We start from the raw sequence: 18,346 nt of genomic DNA, 5'->3' as shown, positions 1-18,346 counted from the left end.
ACGGCTACCGTCGACCATGTCCTCCGCCGAGACGGCTGCGAACCGCGGAGCCTCCGCCTCCTCGCGACGGTCGTTCGTCCGCCGGAGCGCCGCACTGTTCGCGCTCGGTCTCCTCGGCGTCGCGGCGCTCGGAACGACCGTCGCGACCCAGCTCCGAAGCATACCACTTCCGCCCGGCGCCGACCTCCCGCTGTCGGTTCTCGTCGCAGTCTCGCTGCTTCCGACCGCGCTGTTACTGCTCGTCGCCGTCGTCGTCGGGACGTACTGCGCGCCGCGCGCCGGTTTCCGCTCACACGTCGACGACCGCGTCGCGCGCGGCACCCCCGCGCTCGCGAATCTCCGACCGGAGCTCCCGACTGCCGTCGGCGTCGGTCTCGCCGCCGGCGTCGCCATCGTCGGTCTGGACGCGGTCGCCGCGCTCGTCATCCCCGAAGTCGCACAGCTCCAGCGAGCAGGCGGCACTCCGTCCGTCGCTGCCCTGCTGGCGACGGTACCGTTCCGATTTCTCTACGGCGGCATCGTCGAGGAACTGTTGCTGCGATGGGGGTTCGTCTCGCTTCTCGTCTACCTCGGTTGGCGACTGGTCGGAACCGGCGTCGGTCCGTCGCGGCGCGTCGTCTGGGCGGGCATCCTCGTCGCCGCCGTCGTCTTCGGCGTCGGCCACCTCCCGGCACTCGTCGGAACCGCCGGGTCGCTCGGCATCTCTGCGAGTCCAGGTCTCGTCGCGCGGACAGTTCTGCTCAACGCCGTCGGCGGCGTCGCGTTCGGGTGGCTGTTCTGGCGCAAGAGCCTGGAGGCGGCGATGGTCGGTCACGCCGCCTCACACGTCGTCCTCGTGGGGGCGTCGTTGCTCGGGATGCTGGTTTGAGCCCTGATTTTCGCGACCGGTTCGTGCTTCGAACCCTGACGGTCTGTATCGGGTGAGACGACGTATTTGCCCGGCGACGGAGTATAGTACTGCAGTGGTCCCGATGAAAGGAGAGACCTTCCCCATCCAGTGTCCGATCTGTCGCCACGACGTCGCTACCGACCTCACCCACCACCTCTCAGCGTTTCACTCGAAGGAGGAGTTGGCCGAGCGCGTCGCCACCACGTACAAAGAGAAACTGGGCGAAGAGGGCGTTCTGAACTGAGACCCGACGCTTGGCGTGTCGACTGCCCTGGTCCGAGAGCGCTCGCTCGCGGCGGCGATAAACGGGAGAATCGGGTTTCGGAGCGAGCGCTTACTTGCCGCGGCTCTTGCCGCTGTTGGCGCTCGGACGGTTGTGCTCGGTCCCTTTGCCGCGGTTGTTGAGACCGCGGTTTCGCTTGCCCTCGTTGGTGAGGCCGCGGAACGCGCGACCTTTGTGCTTGTCCGAGCAGATCCAGTTGAGGTCGTCGTCGTTTTGGATCGCCGGGTGGTTCGGGTCCACGAGGATCATCTCGAACCACTTCTGCGAGCCGTCCTCGCCGACCCAGTAGGAGTTGAGCAGGCGGAGGTTCACGTACTTGCGCGAGGCGCGCTCCTCGGCGATGCGCTGGATGCTCTTGCGGCGACCGATGCGGTTGACGCCCTGACGCTTCGAGCGGCGACCCGCCTTGTGGCGGCGCTTGCGGGCGTTACCTTTGCGCACCGCGACGCGCACCACAATGATGCCCTGCTTGGCCTTGTAGCCGAGTTCGCGGGCTTTGTCGAGGCGCGTCGGGCGCTCGATTCGCTCGATAGCGCCCTGTCGGCGCCATTCCTGTTTTCGCTGCCACTGGAGTTCGGCGAGTTTGCCGTCGCCGGGGGTCTGCCACGCGTCGCGGATGTGCGAGTAGAAGCTTTTTGCCATCGTGTATCACCACGGGCGCTTGCGATTCAGCCGTTCGAGGTACGAGACCCCGGTTAGCCACATTTCGTCCCGTCCGCCGTGCGGCGGGGTCGGGTGCCCGCTGGCGGCCCGTCGTCCAGCGAGTTGTCCCTACTTTCGGTCATCCCCGTTTAAGAACTTCGAATCCGAGTGATTCGCGTGCGTCCCCGTCGCAAACTGCGACATGGTCGGCCGCGCCCCGCCGACGTCGACGCCTCCGCGCGGGCGTGACGCTCTGACAACCGTTACGTCGTCTCCGCCGGACCGAAACGTATGGACGCCGACCCCGACTGGCGCGCGTACGACCCGACCGACGACCACACCGTCGTCGGCGACGTGCTCGTCTCCGACGAACTCGACCCCGAATCGTCGCTCCTTCCGCCGCGACGTATCTCCGTCTATCTCCCGCCGTCGTACCGCGAGAGCGACTGGAACTATCCCGTCCTCTACATGCACGACGGGCGTAACCTCTTCGACGAGCGCACGAGCAACGACGGCGAGTGGCGCGTCGACGAGACGATGCAGGCGCTGAGCGAGGAGGGAGTTGAAGCAATCGTCGTCGCGATTCCGCACGGCACCGACAACCGCCGAAACGAGTACACCCTGCACGAACACGCAGAGTTCGGCGGCGGCGACGCCGACGCCTACCTCGACTTTCTCGCCTCGGAACTCAAACCCGTCATCGACAGGGAGTTCCACACTCGAACCGACCGCGACGCGACGGGTCTGATGGGGTCGTCGCTGGGCGGCCTCGTCAGCCTCTACGGCTTCTTCGAGTACGCTCGAGTCTTTGGCTTTGCGGGCGTGATGAGTCCGGCGTTCTGGTGGAACCGCGAGATATTCGACTACGTCAACACGCGGTCGTACGCCTCGGGACGACTCTACGTCGACGTCGGCGGCAACGAGCGACCTGACGACCCCGAGCGGACGCGCGAGTACATCGAGGACGCCGAGCGGATGGTGAGGCTGCTCCGCGAGAAGGGATACGGCGAGGACGAACTCCGATTCGTCGTCGACGACGAGGCGATTCACCACGAGGACGCGTGGGCCGAGCGGCTGCCGGACGCGCTCCGGTTTCTGTTGGCCGGGTCGTAGTCGCCCGGTTTCGCCTACTCTCCGACGACACACGAGCGCCGCCGTTCGGCGTCTCGGTCGCTTCTCGCAAAAAACGGAGGCAGAAGGCGGCTACCCTTCCATGCCGCTGAACGACAGGCCGCCCTCGATGTAGCGCTGGGCGAACAGGTAGACGAGCATGATGGGTGCGGCGAACGTCAGCGCGAACGCCGAGAACCGCGCCCACGGGATGGAGTACTCGCTGATGAGCGAGAACAGTCCCACGGGGAGTGTGTAGTTGTCCGTGCCGAGGAGCGTCTGCGCGACGACGAACTCCGTCCACCCCGTCAGGAAGACGAAGATGAACACTGTCGCCAGCCCCGCCGCCGACAGTGGGATGATGACCTCCGTAACGACGCGCCACGGCGGCGCGCCGTCGACGACGGCCGCCTCCTCGTAGGAGACGGGGATGCCGTCCATGTACGTCTTCAGCAGCCACGTGTTGAACGGCACCGCCGTCGCCGCGTAGTAGACGGCGAGCGCGAGTTTGCTGTCGTTGAGTCCGATCTGGACGTACACCGCGTACAGGCCGATGAGCAGCGCGATTCCGAGTCCGCCGCCGACCTGCGTCAGGAGGACGTAGGTAAACAGAATCTTCCGCCGGAAGATGAACTCGCGGCGCGACAGCGCGTACGACGCCGGCACGATGAGACACATCGCGATGATGACCGTCGGAATCGAGACGGTGAGGCTGTTCCAGAAGAACTGTTTGAACTCCGACGGCCGGTCGACGCCGTGGTCAGAGGCGTCGAGGAACGTGATCTCGGGCGTGTTGAACACAACCGCGAGGTCTGTCAGCGGCACGTTGACGCTGATGGCGTAGCCGGGGACGATGAGGTCGCCGACGACCCAGATGAACGGCTGTAGCGAGGGATTCTCCGGGAGCAACCGGAGGCCGCCAGACGAGTAGATGGAACCGCCGGAGCCCGACAGCGCCGCCATCAGAATCCAGTAGATGGGGAACATCAGCCCCGCGACGAGGACGAGCGCACCGAGCGTCGCCACGACGGTCTTCAGCGGCTTCGACGGGGGAATCTCCCCCCGACGGACGCCGTCGACGGTGTACTTCGCGCCGCGGGCCGTCTCGACCGGCGTCATCGCGACGTTCCGGGCGTCCTCCTTCAGCTTCCGTGTGACACCGCGCAGGAAGCTCACGAGTCGCTCACCCCGTCGGCGAGTTTCCCACGCTTGACGTTCAACCACATGAACGCGCCGATGAAGGCGACGGCGATGATGGAGATGGCCGCCCCCTCGCCGTAGGCGGAGAAGGAGAACGCCTCACGGTAGCCGTAGACGACGACCAGTTCGTTCTGCCGCGCCGGTCCCCCTTCGTTGAACACGTAGGGGATGAGGAACTGCTGGAACGACGCCGCCGCCGTCAGAATCGACGCGAACAGCACCGGCCGCTTTATCGAGGGCAGCGTCACGTGGAAGAAGCGCGAGAGGTAGCCCGCGCCGTCGACCATTGCCGCCTCGTGCAGTTCGTCGGGGACGTCCTGCAGCGCGCTGACGGTGATGATGACCATGAACGGGTAGGCGAGCCACGCCTCGGTGATGTTGTACGCGACGAACGCCATCCAGCGCTCGCTCAGCCACGAGACGGTTCCCATCCCGAGCGAGCGGAGAACCTGATTCGCGAGACCGAACTCCGCGGAGCTGAAGATGCCGCGCCACACCGTGATGGTGAAGATGGCCGGCAGCCCCATCGGGAGGATGATGAGCGAACGCATGAAGCGCTTCCCTCGCACGCGCTTGCCGGTGACGACGAGCGCGATGCCGATGCTCAGAACGAGCTTCAGCGCGACGCTCGTCGCGACGAACAGCCACGTGATGCCGAAGGAGTTCCAGAACTGCGGGTCCGTAAGGACGCTCGCGTAGTTCTCGAGTCCGACGAACGTCGCCTCGCCGAACGTCAGCACCGCCACTGCCCCGTCACCCGCGAAGAGGTTCGCCGGTTCGGCGTTCGTAAAGGAGATACCGACGAGGTACAGCACCGGGAACAGCATGAACGCCGAGAAGACGAACAAGCCAGGGAGGACGAACAGTAGCGACGCGTCCCGCTTGTCGAGGAACGGAACGTCCTCGACGCGGCGAGCGACGCGTGACACGGTGCTCATCTGTTGGCTTACTCCCAGTTACTGCGGATCTCGTTCGCGGCCTGCTTCATCGCCGACTCGGGGTCGGCGTCGCCGTTGAACATCTTCGTGAGCGCGTTCTTCACGGGGTCCCACACCTGGTTCATCTTCGGGTCCGACGGCATCGGGACGCCCTGCTGGACGGCTTCGGAGAACCCTTGGACGGTGTCGGGAAGGTCGCCGCCCTCGACGAGGCTCTTCAGCACCGGAATCATGCCCTGTTGCTCGGCGTTCTCGAGGATGAGGTCCTCGTTCGTGGTGTACCACTCGATGAACTCCTGTGCAGCGACGGCGTCGTCGTCGCCCTCTTCCATCCCCGATGTGAAGTACCACATCGTGATACCCGTGTACGGGGTAGGGCTTCCGCCTTCGGGGGTGGGCAGCTTCGTGACCTCGTAGTTGACGCCCTTCTCGTTGAGCGTCGCGAGATACCACGGGCCGTTGATGGCGAAGGCGGCGTTGCCCTCCGCGAACGCCGACGCCTGCGGTTCGTACACCGGGTCGTTCGGCATGTAGGGGACGAAGTTGTCGACGGCGAACTGCGCACCTTCGATGGTTTCGGCCTTGTCGACGCCGAGTTCGTCGTCGCGTGTGGGGTCGAAGAGGTAGCCGTCGAACGCCTGCAGCCACGCGCTGAGGAAGTACGGGTCGGCGAACGGGTAGCCCAGCCCGTACTGGTTGTTGCTCGGGTCGTGATACTCCTCCATCACGGACTTCATGTCCGCGACCGTCTCCGGCGCTTCGTCGACGATGTCAGTGTTGTAGATGAGCGTCACCGTCTCCGCGTCGTGCGGAAGGCCGTACACGCCGTCTTCGAACTGGACGGCGTCGGCGGCGGCCTCGGTGAACTGGCCGAGGTCGACGTTCAACTGGTCGCTCCGGTCGACGATGAACCCGCGCTCGGAGTAGTCACCGACCCAGTCGTGAGCCCACTCGAACGTGTGCGGCCCCTGTCCGGCGGGGATGGCGCTCGTCGTCTTCTTCTCCATGTCGGAGATGTCCGAGTTCTCGATGCTGTGGTTCGTCTGGTCCTCGAACTGCTGTATCGACTCCTCACGCTCGTCTTTCTCCGATTCTGGCAACGAGTACCACACCGTCGCGGTTCCCGATGGACCGGAGTCGGTCGACCCCGACGATTCCGACGACTCGCCGTCGGAGCTGTTTCCGTCACCGCCGGAGGAGTCCGTCTCGCCCTGTTCCTGTACGCCGACACAACCCGCCAGCGCGCCGATACCGCCGGCGACGCCGAGGTTCTTCAGCACGGTTCTGCGGTCCATTGTCATGGATGAATATGAGATGAATAAGTAGTTCAAACCTTAAATCTTCGGGTATGGCATGATTGTTCACACAATCGTCACATACGGCTTACAGCGCCTGTGGCTCTCGAATAACCAATCATCCACAAACGATTCTGTGACACGAAACCCTCCCCGTCGGCCGACTCACCGGAATCTACTACGAAATTGTGCGTCACAAATTCTATTTCGAGGGTAAGAACTATACCACCTGCTCTCCACTCGTGGAGACAATGGGAACTGTAACGCTCGATGATCTCAGAAAGGAGTTCGACAACGGCCAGATCGTCGCCGTCGACGACGTCTCCCTCGACGTCGCGGACGGCGAGTTCATCACCGTCGTCGGTCCCTCGGGCTGCGGGAAGTCGACGACGCTGCGGATGCTCGCGGGGTTGGAGCAACCGACCTCGGGGCGCATCACCATCGACGGCGAGGACGTGACCAACGTCCACGCTCGGAAGCGCGACGTGGCGATGGTGTTCCAGAACTACGCGCTCTACCCGCACAAGACGGTCCGCGAGAACATGGCGTTCGGCCTCCGAATGAGCACCGACCTCTCGAAGGACGAGCGCCACGAGCGCGTCCGCGAGACGGCCGAGATGATGGGCATCGAGGACCTGCTCGACGACCGGCCGAACGAACTCTCAGGCGGGCAGAAACAGCGCGTCGCTCTCGGCCGCGCCATCGTCCGCGAACCCGACGTGTTCCTCTTCGACGAACCGCTGTCGAATCTGGACGCCAAACTCCGGACGTCGATGCGCACCGAGATTCAGCGCCTCCAGAACGACCTCGAAACGACGTCCATCTACGTCACCCACGATCAGGAGGAGGCGATGACGATGGGCGACCGCATCGTCATCCTCAAAGACGGCGAACTCCAGCAGGTCGGCGCGCCGAAGGAGGTGTACCGGAACCCCGCTAACGAGTTCGTCGGCGGGTTCGTCGGGTCGCCGTCAATGAACTTCATCGACGTTCGCGCCAGCGTCTCCGGCGACGCGGTCCGTCTCGAAGACAACTCCGGGCGCTTCGACTACGCCGTCAGCGCCGCCGACTACCCGAGCGTCTCCGACGGCGACCGCCTCTCGTTCGGCATCCGCCCGGAGGACGTGTACGTCGTCGACGCCGCCGACGGCATCCGGACGACAGTCGAAGTCGTCGAACCGATCGGCAGCGACAACTACCTCTACTTGGACCTCGCTCCCGATTTCATCGCTCGCGTCGACTCCGACGTCGAACCCGAACCCGAGGACACTATCGCCATCTCGTTCGACGAGATGGACATCCATCTCTTCGACGGAGAGACGGGCGAGTCGCTCGCGTTCGAAGAGCGCGCGGAGACGGTGACGACGCCCTCGGCGTAAGCGTCGGCTGACTCCAGTTTCAGTTCCAGCGGTTCCAGTTTCGGTGGCTCTCGCAGCTCCGGCGGCTCTTTCTCTCGGCGCTCAGTCCGCGAGCGTCGGCGTTCGAGCGCCCACGTCGAGACCGAGTTCGTCCGCGAGCGCGACCGTCGCCAGTCGAAGCGCGTGCGGCCATCCCAGCGGCGTCGCGCTGTCGGGCGTCCCGTCGTCGAACACCTGCTCGGGCAGGTAGCCCGTCTCCATGCAGAGCGGGCCGTCCGGGAGCACGAGCGACAGCAACTCGCCCGTCGTCGTTGCGAACGCCTCGGCCCGCGCGTCGCCGTATTCGCGAAGGAGGGCAGTCGTGCTCGCGGCGGCGTGTGCGCCCCATGCCGTCGAGACGGTCCAGATCTTCTCGTGGCCCTGCCAGCGCTGGCGCCACCCGTCGCCCTCGTAGCGGACGAGGCCGCGAACTTCGCTCTCGTCGGGGTCGTGCCAGAGACCCTCGACCGTGTTCTCGACGTGCGAGACGAGTCGGTCGAGTCGCTCGTCGTCGACCTCGCCCACACGGGCGTACAGTCGGTGCGCCGCCGCAAGCGCCAGCGACGCCGAGTCGTAGCGAGAGTCCAGTTCGCCCGCGTCGAATCCCGCCGCCTCGTCGGCGCTCTCGCACTCACGGAGCGCGTAGATTTCGCGCTCACCGACCCAGAGGTCGTCGAGTGCCTCGTAGATGCGGTCGGCCTGCTCCTTCGCGTGCGCCGTCGTCTCCGCGTCGAGGTCGGCGTCGGCGACCGCCGCGTACGCGCCGAGGAACGTCGCTGCCGTGTGGCTGAACCGGCCGTTCATGTTTTCCCACGCGTTCTGACAGGCGATGGGTCGCCCGTCGTCGGCGAGCGTGTCGTCGAGTCCGTCGAGGGCGGCATCGAGCGCCGTGACGACTTCGTCGCGGAGGGCACCGTCGAGTTCGCCCGCGACCGACGCCAGGAACGTGACGACGCTCCCGGTCTGGTCGGCCTGATAGTCGACGCCGTCGCCCGCCTCGAGACGGCCGTTCGCCCACCCCGGAGCGAGCGTCCCGTCGCGGGGCCAGACGCGGTGCGGCCACGTCCCGTCCGACTGTTGCGTGGCGAGGTACGCCCGCGCGCTCCGTTCGGCCCACGCGTCGAGACCGAGACCGACGTATTCGGACGCCTCGTCGACGAACAGCGATATCTCGGCGTCGTCGCGGAACCACGTATAGCCGTAGCCGCCCGAGTGCGCGTAGTAGGGGTCGAAGTCGGGTCCGGCGATGCGCAGGCCGGTCTCCGCCGAGAGCAGGCGAAGCACGCGAACGTCCGCCGCCACTGCGTCGGCGTGCGGCGCGTCGTCGGGGACGTCGACCGTCTCCGCTTTGGCGGCCCGGCGAAGCGCCGCGACGTCGGCGTACGCCGTCGCGAGTTCGTCGAGGCGGCCGAGCGCCGCCTCACGGGCGGTCGCGTTCTCGTCCGTCAGAAGCGTCACCAGGGTCGCGCGCCCGGATTCGATGGGGAGGAACGCGACGACGTCGCCGCTGAGGCGGTCCTCCTCGTAGCGGTCCTCGGAGACGGGTCGCGGGAGTTCGACCGCCGCGTCGCCCAGCACCTCGGCGAAGCGCGCCGGAACCTGCCCGTGGAGGTCCGAGAAACCGGTCGCGCTGCCGACGAAGTCGTGTTCGGTCGTGTGGTACACTTCGACGGAGTCCTCGTGGCAGAGTTGACCGATTCGCGTGTCCTGCGCGTTCGGGGCGAGGCCGACGTACGCGACGAGTTCGAGTTCGTCTCTCTCGCCGTCGAATTCGACGTGCGTCACGTGGGCGTCGTCGACGGTGAGGTCGTACTGCGTGAGGGCTCCGAAGGGCGTCTCGCGCTCGGTGACGACCAGCGCCGTCCCGTCGTGGTACGCCTGCGAGACGGTCTCGTCGGTGTCGAACCAGTGAACGTCGCCGTCGACGCGGAGTCCGAGACGGCTCCGGTCGACGCCATTGCGTCCGGTCAGCGGGTAGCCGAAGTCGCGGAGCGACCCGTCGCGTTCGACGTGGACGAGTCGGCCGCCGAGACCCGAGAAGAGACCGGTCGTCGAGCGGCGTTCGCCCGGAAATCGGGTGTCGTGGCCCTCGTGTCGTTTGTAGTCGTCGAGGGCGTCGCGAAGTTGCATTGGAAGTGTGACGCTGCGCCGGGGTAATAACTCTTGGTGAAATATTCGTTCACAGTTTTCAGCCGAAGCGCAACAGTGATACTCCCTCACTCGTCTCCCCTCTGTATGCACCACCCCGGCCCGCCGCGCTTCGTCTCGGTCGGCGAATCCGTCGAACTGGCCCCACGAAACCCCGACCCTGCCGCGGAGTATCGGTGGTCGGTCGCCGCCGCGCCCGCCGAAAGCGCGTTCGAGTCGAGCGAGACGCTCTCGGTCGGCACGCCCGCGGACTACCCGGCGTGCGAACGCCGCGAGAACGAACTGGGTCCGGTCGTCCACTTCCATCCGGACGTCCCCGGCACGTACGCCGTCGAACTCGACGCGCCCGACGGCACCCACGAGCTGACGGTTCGCGCCTTCCCCGACGAGCGGCGCGACGCGCAGTTCTCCGTCGCCGTCGACGACCTTCCGGTTCCGGAGTCGAAACTGGAGTCGACTCCCATCTCCGTCAGCGGCCCGTTCAACAACCACCTGATGGCGACCGAGCGTCCACGCCGCGTCGGCGACGACTACGTTCTTGACGTGCGGTTGCTACCGGGCGAACACTCCGCCGCCTTCGCCGTGAACGACGACCTCGCGGAGGGCGTCCGAACCAGCGTGGAGGTCGACGGGCCGGGACGTCCCCGGGTTCGACTCGACGCGACCGTCGAGGGCGACGAGGTCGTCGTCGCGGCGACGCCGAGAAGCGCTCCCGACAGCGAGTTTTCGGACGCCGACCTCCCCGTCGAGTTCTACCTCGACGGCCGCGACGAACTCGGCGACGATGACGTGAGTATCGACGGCCGCGAACTCCGCGTGCCGGTCGACGCGCTCCCGGAGCGCGCCCGCGTCCACGCCGTCACCGCGGGCGAACGACGTAGCATCGGCGACACCGTCGTTCTCGACGCAAACGCTGATTCCGAATCCGTCGCCGTCATCCGCCTGAACGACCCGCCGGAGTGGGCGGAGTCGCCGACGGTATACGAGATTTTCGTCCGCTCCTTCGCGGGCGAGACGCTGCCGACGACGTTCGGCGAGATCGAGCGCCGCGTCGAGTACCTCGAATCCTTGGCGGTCGACTGCCTCTGGCTGACGCCCGTGCTCGCCAGTCCGACCACCCACGGCTACCACGTCACTGACTACTTCGACACCGCCTCCGACCTCGGCTCTCGCGAGGCGTTCGAGTCGCTCGTCGACCGCTGCCACGAGGCCGACATCAGGGTCGTCTTCGACCTCGTCGTCAACCACACCTCGCGGGACCACCCCGCGTTCCAGCTGCACTCGGCGGGCGTCGAGTCATACGCCGACCACTACCGCCGCGTCGACGCCGACCGCAACGTCGTCGACGTGGAGTGGGCCGACGTTCGAGAGGAGGGCGACGACATTCCGGAGTACTACTTCAACTGGCAGCGAATCCCGAACCTGAACTACGACTCGCTCGCCGTCCGCCGGTGGATGCTCGACGTGGTCGACGAATGGGCGACCGTCGTCGACGGCTTCCGCTGCGACGTGGCGTGGGGCGTCTCACACGCGTTCTGGAAGGAGGTCCGCGACCGCGTCCCCGAGGACTTCCTGCTGCTCGACGAGACCATCCCGAGAGACGCCGACTATCACGAGGCCGAGTTCCACATGCACTACGACACGACGCTGTACGAGACGCTCCGCGACGTCGGCGCGGGCGAGAAAACCGCCGACGCCGTCCTCGACGCGCTCGACGACGCGGCGTGGGCGGGGTTCCCCGATTCAGCGGTCCACCTCCGCTACGTCGAGAACCACGACGAGGACCGCTACATCGACGAGTGCGACGAGGCGTCGCTGCGCGCGGCGGCGGCGGCGACGTTCACGACGCCGGGCGCGCCCATGATCTACTACGGACAGGAACGCGGGGTTCCCGAACAGCGCGGACCGATGCGCTGGCACGACGGCGACGCCGAACTCACCGCGTTCCACCGCGCGCTCGCGTCGCTCCGGGCTGAGACGCCGACGCTCCGCGACGGGAGTGTCGAAACCGCCGACTACACCGTCTCCGACGACGAGGTTGATGCCGACGCGGTGACCGCCTACGTGTGTGAGGACGAGAACGGCCGGTACGTCGTCGTCCTCAACTTCGCCGCCGCCCCCGCGTCGGTGTCGCTGGGCGAAGCGGTCGAACCGACCGACCTCGTGTCGGGTGAGACGGTCGTCGACGGCGACGAGCTCACCGTCGCCGACGCTGTTGTGCTCCGCGCGGCGTGACCCCCGCGTCCGGATTGGGATTTTCGACCGTACGCGCGTCGTTTCGGCGTCTCTTGCCGGAAAACTGTCCCTCCGCGGTGGTTCTACCACTGTGTCTTAAGTACCCCACCCCGATTTATACGGGTATGGACGACGCCGCACTCGGGGACGTGCTCCAACAGTTCGGCCTTTCGGACAAGGAGATAGACACGTACCTCACGCTCTTAGAACACGGTGAGGCGAAGGCGAGCACCGTCGCCGACGCCGCCGGCGTCTCGAAGCGCTACGTCTACAGCATCAGCGAGAAACTCGAAGACCGCGGCTTCGTCTCGGTGAACGACCACGTCGTGCCGACGACGATTCGCGCCAACCCCCCGGAGGAGGTAATCGAGTCGCTGACGGAGAACATCGAGACGATGCGTCCTGCGCTGGAGGCGCGCTACTCGAAGGCCGCCCCCCAGACCGAGCGATTCGAGGTCATCAAATCCCGCGTGACGGTGCTCAAACGCATTCGCTCTCTCATCGACGACGCCGACGAGGAGGTGACGCTGTCAATCCCGGCGGCGAACCTCGACGAGGTCACCGACTCGCTCCGCGCCGCCGTCGAACGGGGGGTGTTGGTGCTGCTGGTCGTCGCCGACGCCGACAGCACGCTACAGACCGAGTTGGATGGCGTCGCCAGCGTCGCCCGCGCGTGGACCGAACCGATGCCGACGATGCTCACCGCCGACCAGCGCGCCGGCCTGGTCGCGCCGACGGAGATGATAACTCGGTCGAACAGTGGCGCGCGCGCCATCTCCTTTACCGAACCTCGACTCGGCCCGGTCATCGTCGGGTCGTTTCTCGGCAACTACTGGCCGATGGCCCAGCAGGTGTACGCCGCCGACCCGGCGTCGCTCCCGAAGACGTACACGAACTTCCGCCACGCGGTGCTGCAGACGACGCTCCACCTCCGGGCGGAGACGCCGCTTCGCGCTCGAATCCGCGGCCGCCAGATCCGGGGCCACGACGGTCACGACGAGATCGTCGGCCGCGTCGTCGACGTGCGGCAAGGACTCGCCGCGCCGTCGAACAACTCCTTCCCCGTCGAGAACGCGCTCCTCGTCGAGACGGCCGACGGGTTGGTCACCGTCGGCGGCGGCGGCGCGTTCGTCGAGGATGTCGAAGCCGAGAGCGTGACGCTCGAACTCGCCGAGGGTGACGAGTCGACCGACGGCGAATAGGAGAGACGACGAACAGGAGAGGCAGCGAACAGGAGGGGCGGGACGGACGAGAGCTGCGGCCGGTAGAAGACGGCGGACGATGGTCGACACGGGCCGAGCCGTTACCCTTCGCCGCCGACCAGTAACGACCCGCCGAGCGCGACCAACACGCCGCCGCTGGCCCACCTGAACAGGCGTCCGTCTCCGCCGCCGCCGACTCTCTCTCCGACCCGCGTCGCGAACAGCGCGACGCCGCCGAGGTAGGCGAGCGTTAACACCGCGTAGATGCCGCCGAGCGTCGCCAACTGCGTCGGCGTCGCCGTCCCGGCGACGAACTGGGGGAGAAACGCCAGAAAGAACAGCGCGACTTTCGGGTTCGAGACGTTGACGACGACGCCTCGGAGGAACCCACTTCGGGAGGTGGCGGTCGCGACGCCCTCGTCGGCGACGCGTTCGGTCGGTTCGGCGGCCGCCAACTCGTCGACGGGCGACGACTCGACAGCCTCCGAAGCGTCGCCGCCGCGGAGGGTCTGGATACCGAGATACAGGAGGTACGCCGCGCCGAGATACTTCACGAGTCGGAACGCGAGCGCCGACTCGCGGAGCAGCACCGAGAGACCGACGGCGGCCGCGGCCGTGTGGACGAGGATGCCGACGCTGACGCCCGTCGCCGCCGCGACGCCGACCCGTCGAGGGCCGCCGACCGACTGACTGAGCACGTACAGCGTATCCGGTCCGGGCGCGAGAATCAGCGCGAGCGAGGCGGGGACGAACGCCGCCAGCGTCTCGGGACCGATCATCGTCGAGGCGTGCGCCGCCGACTTACTTAGTTCGCTACGCTTCCTCGTCGCGCAGCGACGGTACGTCGCCCGGTGTGTCGAAATCGTGGTAGTTCTCGCCTTTCTCCTTCGAGAGGATGTCGAGCGCCGCCGCGCCGCCGTCGCCCGCCGAGATGATCGCCTGCCACTCCTGGTCGCGAATCAGCGCGCCGGTCGCGTACACACCCTCGACGCTAGTCTCCATGCTCAAATCAACGTCGATGGTGTCGTTGTCGTTCTTCTCGCAGCCGAGCGCTTCGGCGAACGTTTTGTTAGTGCCCGTCGCGAGAACGACGTAGCGCACGTCGTGGTCGCCGTCTTCGGTACTGACAGTGAATCCACCGTCGGTCGCTTCGACGGCGGTCACTTTCTCTTCGCGCAGTTCCGCGCCGCGGTCTTCGGTCTGCCCGCGCGCGATGGCCATGAACTCGTCCCCGGCGAGGCTCCGGACGCCGAGGTAGTTGTACAGGTGTGCCTTGTGCATCCACGTCTTGTCGGTGTCGAAGACGACGGTGTCGAGACCGTTCTTCGCGGTGAAAAGCGTCGCGCTCAGTCCAGCTGGACCGCCGCCGACGACTGCTACGTCCGTCATATGCGTTCGCACGGACTCGTCACAAATAACGATTGACCAGGCGGTCAACTCGCCGGACGTCTACGACACTGGGTCCCCGATTCGCGTCCCTCACCGCGTCCGCGACCTGTCGACGCGACTCCGAACGACACGCCAGCCGGCGACGACCGCGGTTACGACGACGAGAGCGACGACGGTCGCCGCTCCCGGGTTCGCGCCAACGGCGGCGACGAGGCGGTCGAACTGCGTGCGGAGTATCTCGCCTGCGACGCGGTAGACCGACTGCTGCCGCCCGTAGTAGACGACTGCGGCCACCGCGGCGTTGAACAGCAGGCTACCGACGGTGGTGTAGACGAGGAACTTCCACATCCGCATCTTGGCGAACCCGGCAGGCAGCGAGATGACCGACCGGAGAACGGGGAGCAGTCGACCCCAGAGTACCGAACTCTCGCCCCACTTCTCGAACCACCGCTGGGCGAACTCTAGTCGTTTCTGGGAGACGTTGACCGCGCCGCCGCGGGCTTCGAGCGCCTCGTGTCCCTTCTCGCCGAAAACGCGATAGGCGACGACGCTGCCGACGGTCACGCCGGCCGTCGTCGCCACGACGAACAGTGCGAACGACGCCGGGTCAGAGACGAGCAGTCCGGCGGCCACGGGGAGGACGACCTCGCTCGGCAGGAGCGGAAACAGCATCGAGGATTCGAGGAACGTGAAGACGAAGATGGCGAGATAGCCGTACTGCGCGACGAGGTCCAGCGCCGTTTGGGTGAGTCCGGAGGGCACGGACGAGCGTACGTTCCCCGAAAGTATCGTTCTTGTCGCCGACGCCGAGGCGGTTCGGCCCAGGGAACTTTCTCGATTTTGGCAGTGCTCACTCGGCGTTACTCGGACCGAAAACTCATGTACGACCTGGTCAGCCAGAGAACGACCGCGAGCGAAGCTCCGAGCAGAAACGGCGATTCCGGAAGTGGGAGGAGTATCGCCGAGAGGACGAGCAGGAGTACCACTAGCAGCCACGCGCCAAATTCGCGCGCAGATACCCCCAGCAGGGATACAGTACCCACTCTCATGCCTCTTTCTACGCTATTGTCATATAAACTGATTCCGCCGCTTCCAAACGCTAAACGGTGATTTCGCTTTTCCAGTGCTTCGTCAGAGTCTCGAAGATTTTGACACGTGTTCACCGACGGGGTCGGTGTGGCGCGGTCTTCGAGGGAGAACCGGTGGGCGACCTGCCTCGTTCGATCAGACGCCGAAGTTGTGATTCGGTAATCAGGGCGGATTTAGTATCGCAGTTAATAGTTTATGTCTCGGCGTACTCCAGTACCGTCTCGAACGAACCGTCGGCGATAGCGTTGGCGACGGCGGCCGAATCGACCGAATCGGGCATCGACTGCGGGTACTTCCGCTGGAAGTAGTCCACGAGATTCGTTACGTCCCGTTCGAGAAACTCGGCGGCGTTGTCGTGGTCGGTGTCGACCGCCTGCGGCCAGTCGAAGATGGTGATGCCCTCCTCGCTGACCGAGACGTTGTACTCGCTCATGTCCGCGTGGATGTAACCGAGTCCGTACGCTACGACGAGTTCCCGGAGGACGAGATCGAGAACGCCGACAGCCTGTTCGTCGGGGAGCTTCGCGCGCGCGAGTTCCACTCCGGGGAGTTTCTCCATCACGACGGCGTGACGGTTCTGGTCGACGGGTCGCGGCACCGAGACACTCGGGTAGAGGTCGTGGAGCACCTCGTGCTCGCGCTCAGCGGCCTTCCGGGCGGTGTAGAGCCACGAGACGTGCTGGTTCTCGGAGGTGTAGTCGCGCTCGCGGTTCACTTCCCGGAAGTTCGTGTACCCCTCGCGGTGGTACTTCAGCGCCAGCGGCTTGTACGACTGCACCTCGTACACGTCGCTCTCCTTGCCGACGCCGAGCGGAGCGCCGATTCCCTCGACGGTGTCGCGCTGGGCAAACGCCCGAAGCGCCAGCGCGTCGTACCCCTCGAACGTGAGACGGTAGCCCTCGTACTGGATGGTCCGTTTCTCGACGAGGTCCCGTCGCATGCAGCGGTCGAGGCGGTAATCGACCTCCTCCTCAGTAAGACCCGAGTAGTCGGGGAGCTTCTCGCGGTTGACCCACTTCCCGAAGCGCATACCTTGCTCGACGCCCGAGAGGAGATAGAAGTCCTCGGGCTCGAGGTCGACCATCACGCCCGCGATGTTCTTCACCATACCCTTCGGTGGGGTGTCGTCGCCTAAAAGCGCCACGTGTCGTAGAACGCCGACGCATAAACTGCTTAGCGCGATATCAATGCTGGGGCTGCGTCTCGCAAATTCGGGGCCGAAGTGCCGAGGGCACCGCTCGACAGTTCGACTACGCGTTCGGATGTCGCTCTAAAAACGGGTACGGCTCGCCGTCGACGGTCACGCGGTCTGCGCGCGCCGCCCGCGGACGGCGTAGGCGACGCCTGTCGCGGACGCGACGAGTGTGCCCGTCACGACGCCGACGACGAGTAGTTCCGCGAGTACCGGGACCAACACCGCTTCGACACCCGCTGCTGACAGTGCGGCGAGCCACATCGCCGCCGCTCCGGCGAGAAATCCGAGTCGGTAGCGTCCGTGGGCCTCGTGTGCTGCATCGAGGCAGAGGACGCCGCAGCACAGAAACAGCGCGAGCGTCCCCGGGTCAGCCATCGGCCTATGCGTGTTCCTCTCGATTGGTGTCGGCGCGGCGGTAGCGGTCCACCCGACGGTAACCCGTCACGGTACCGTCTTTGTCGAGGCGAATCTCGTACGCGCCGAGGATGTCCTGGGTGTCCGGAACCGACGGTCGCTCGACGACTTCGACGACGGCCTCCCACCCGTCGTCGACTCGACGGATTTCGGTGACGCCGCTGAGTTCATAGCCGATGAGTTCGGTAGCCACGTCCTGGACCGACTCCTTGACCGCCATGACGTCCGTGTTCCGGCTCTCACCACCCGTCTCCGACGCTGAGTCGCTCTCGCCTTCGTCCTCCTCATCGGACGAGTCGGACGACGACTCCCCATCGCTGCCTTCGTCGCTCTTCTCTTCTACTTCTCCTGATCCGTCCGTTTGCGGCTCCGGTTCGCTTTCGGCGACCTCGTCGAGCCGCTTTCGGATCGCTTCCTTGGCGCTCGAACGGTCGTCATTCGATTCCTCGGTCTCGTAGGCGTCGCGAAGCTCGGCCGGGTCGTCTACGTCGGCCAATTGGTCTCTCAGCTCGTCAACGGTGTGTTCGGTTGGATTGAGTTCTGGCATCGGTGGCATGAATCGGGCTCCTCACCCGTTGCCGTGGTCCTGCCCGGACCGCCCGCGAACGCGAGTGAGTCGGTTAGCTCGCGTTCGGTCGGTTCGTCTCGACTTCAAGTTCGTTGATGTCGACTTCGCCCTCGCCGGACGTCGCCTGCTCTATCTTCGATATCTCGTGTGCGTAGTGCAGGAACGTGTCGACCGATGCGACGACGATACGAGCCTCGACAGTGAGGATCTCGATACCGACGACCGACACCCGCGCCCAGATGTCGATGACGATTCCTTTGTCGAGAATGCGGTCGAGGACTTCCGCGAGACTCGTGCTTTCTGGTGTTTTCTGCATCGTACCCGTAGGAACAGCGAGGACAGGGTTAGCCAC

18 protein-coding genes are annotated in these 18,346 nt (G+C 65.8%); 6 read left to right on the top strand and 12 right to left on the bottom strand.

What is annotated here, in order from left to right; translation table 11 throughout:
- Positions 1 to 16: 16 nt before the first annotated feature.
- Together LAQ58_RS12300 and LAQ58_RS12295 are read left to right on the top strand one after the other, a co-directional pair.
- Positions 17 to 868 carry a CPBP family intramembrane glutamic endopeptidase gene (locus LAQ58_RS12300; RefSeq protein WP_224447752.1) on the top strand — a complete coding sequence of 284 codons (852 nt, stop codon included), beginning with the start codon at positions 17 to 19 and terminating at the stop codon, positions 866 to 868.
- A 103-nt stretch (positions 869 to 971) separates the two neighbouring features.
- The gene (locus LAQ58_RS12295; RefSeq protein ID WP_224447751.1) at positions 972 to 1,133 is read left to right on the top strand and encodes a hypothetical protein; all 162 of its coding nucleotides are present in this window, start codon (positions 972 to 974) and stop codon (positions 1,131 to 1,133) included.
- Positions 1,134 to 1,223: 90 nt separating this feature from the next.
- On the opposite strand, the gene LAQ58_RS12290 is transcribed toward LAQ58_RS12295, so the two are convergent.
- Positions 1,224 to 1,814, bottom strand: a complete 591-nt coding sequence (locus tag LAQ58_RS12290) for a 50S ribosomal protein L15e (protein ID WP_224447750.1) — start codon at positions 1,812 to 1,814, stop codon at positions 1,224 to 1,226.
- Positions 1,815 to 2,105: 291 nt separating this feature from the next.
- Here LAQ58_RS12290 and LAQ58_RS12285 point away from each other — a divergent pair, with 291 nt between their 5' ends.
- On the top strand, positions 2,106 to 2,927 hold the full coding sequence (locus tag LAQ58_RS12285) for an alpha/beta hydrolase (RefSeq protein WP_224447749.1): 822 nt from the start codon (positions 2,106 to 2,108) through the stop codon (positions 2,925 to 2,927).
- A 90-nt stretch (positions 2,928 to 3,017) separates the two neighbouring features.
- Here the strand turns inward: LAQ58_RS12285 and LAQ58_RS12280 are convergent, their stop codons facing one another.
- The 3 genes from LAQ58_RS12280 to LAQ58_RS12270 are packed head-to-tail and all read right to left on the bottom strand — an operon-like array spanning position 3,018 to position 6,363.
- On the bottom strand, positions 3,018 to 4,043 hold the full coding sequence (locus tag LAQ58_RS12280; RefSeq protein ID WP_425490713.1) for a sugar ABC transporter permease: 1,026 nt from the start codon (positions 4,041 to 4,043) through the stop codon (positions 3,018 to 3,020).
- A gap of 53 nt (positions 4,044 to 4,096) precedes the next feature.
- On the bottom strand, positions 4,097 to 5,062 hold the full coding sequence (locus LAQ58_RS12275) for a carbohydrate ABC transporter permease (protein WP_224447747.1): 966 nt from the start codon (positions 5,060 to 5,062) through the stop codon (positions 4,097 to 4,099).
- 8 nt (positions 5,063 to 5,070) lie between these two features.
- Positions 5,071 to 6,363 (bottom strand): extracellular solute-binding protein, encoded by a 1,293-nt coding sequence (locus LAQ58_RS12270; RefSeq protein WP_224447746.1) that lies wholly within the window; start codon positions 6,361 to 6,363, stop codon positions 5,071 to 5,073.
- Between the two features lie 245 nt (positions 6,364 to 6,608).
- Between LAQ58_RS12270 and LAQ58_RS12265 the strand changes: the two genes are divergently transcribed.
- Positions 6,609 to 7,736 carry an ABC transporter ATP-binding protein gene (locus LAQ58_RS12265; RefSeq protein WP_224447745.1) on the top strand — a complete coding sequence of 376 codons (1,128 nt, stop codon included), beginning with the start codon at positions 6,609 to 6,611 and terminating at the stop codon, positions 7,734 to 7,736.
- A gap of 81 nt (positions 7,737 to 7,817) precedes the next feature.
- Here the strand turns inward: LAQ58_RS12265 and LAQ58_RS12260 are convergent, their stop codons facing one another.
- Positions 7,818 to 9,884 (bottom strand): DUF7997 domain-containing protein, encoded by a 2,067-nt coding sequence (locus tag LAQ58_RS12260; RefSeq protein ID WP_224447744.1) that lies wholly within the window; start codon positions 9,882 to 9,884, stop codon positions 7,818 to 7,820.
- Between the two features lie 105 nt (positions 9,885 to 9,989).
- Here LAQ58_RS12260 and LAQ58_RS12255 point away from each other — a divergent pair, with 105 nt between their 5' ends.
- Complete coding sequence (locus tag LAQ58_RS12255) at positions 9,990 to 12,137, top strand: alpha-amylase family glycosyl hydrolase (protein ID WP_224447743.1); 2,148 nt, start codon at positions 9,990 to 9,992, stop codon at positions 12,135 to 12,137.
- Between the two features lie 125 nt (positions 12,138 to 12,262).
- Positions 12,263 to 13,339, top strand: a complete 1,077-nt coding sequence (locus LAQ58_RS12250) for a TrmB family transcriptional regulator (protein WP_224447742.1) — start codon at positions 12,263 to 12,265, stop codon at positions 13,337 to 13,339.
- Between the two features lie 101 nt (positions 13,340 to 13,440).
- Here LAQ58_RS12250 and LAQ58_RS12245 read toward each other — a convergent pair whose 3' ends face one another.
- The 7 genes from LAQ58_RS12245 to gvpA all read right to left on the bottom strand — a co-directional run bounded on the left by LAQ58_RS12245 (position 13,441) and on the right by gvpA (position 18,310).
- Positions 13,441 to 14,118: a LysE family translocator gene (locus LAQ58_RS12245; RefSeq protein ID WP_224447741.1), complete on the bottom strand. Its 678-nt coding sequence runs from the start codon at positions 14,116 to 14,118 to the stop codon at positions 13,441 to 13,443.
- A 34-nt stretch (positions 14,119 to 14,152) separates the two neighbouring features.
- Positions 14,153 to 14,728 (bottom strand): NAD(P)/FAD-dependent oxidoreductase, encoded by a 576-nt coding sequence (locus LAQ58_RS12240; protein WP_224447740.1) that lies wholly within the window; start codon positions 14,726 to 14,728, stop codon positions 14,153 to 14,155.
- Positions 14,729 to 14,818: 90 nt separating this feature from the next.
- On the bottom strand, positions 14,819 to 15,490 hold the full coding sequence (locus LAQ58_RS12235) for a DedA family protein (protein WP_224447739.1): 672 nt from the start codon (positions 15,488 to 15,490) through the stop codon (positions 14,819 to 14,821).
- A 520-nt stretch (positions 15,491 to 16,010) separates the two neighbouring features.
- Entirely contained in the window at positions 16,011 to 16,925 is a 915-nt protein-coding gene (locus tag LAQ58_RS12230) for a serine/threonine-protein kinase RIO2 (RefSeq protein ID WP_224447738.1), read from the bottom strand.
- Positions 16,926 to 17,117: 192 nt separating this feature from the next.
- Positions 17,118 to 17,387 carry a hypothetical protein gene (locus LAQ58_RS12225; RefSeq protein ID WP_224447737.1) on the bottom strand — a complete coding sequence of 90 codons (270 nt, stop codon included), beginning with the start codon at positions 17,385 to 17,387 and terminating at the stop codon, positions 17,118 to 17,120.
- Positions 17,388 to 17,391: 4 nt separating this feature from the next.
- Positions 17,392 to 17,982, bottom strand: coding sequence for a gas vesicle protein GvpO (locus LAQ58_RS12220; RefSeq protein WP_224447736.1), 591 nt, complete (start codon positions 17,980 to 17,982; stop codon positions 17,392 to 17,394).
- Positions 17,983 to 18,046: 64 nt separating this feature from the next.
- Positions 18,047 to 18,310, bottom strand: coding sequence for a gas vesicle protein GvpA (gene gvpA, locus LAQ58_RS12215; protein WP_224447735.1), 264 nt, complete (start codon positions 18,308 to 18,310; stop codon positions 18,047 to 18,049).
- Between the last annotated feature and the right edge of the window lie 36 nt (positions 18,311 to 18,346).

Source organism: Haloprofundus salilacus (assembly GCF_020150815.1).
Classification (GTDB): domain Archaea; phylum Halobacteriota; class Halobacteria; order Halobacteriales; family Haloferacaceae; genus Haloprofundus; species Haloprofundus salilacus.
This window is presented reverse-complemented; position numbering and strand designations above follow the sequence as displayed.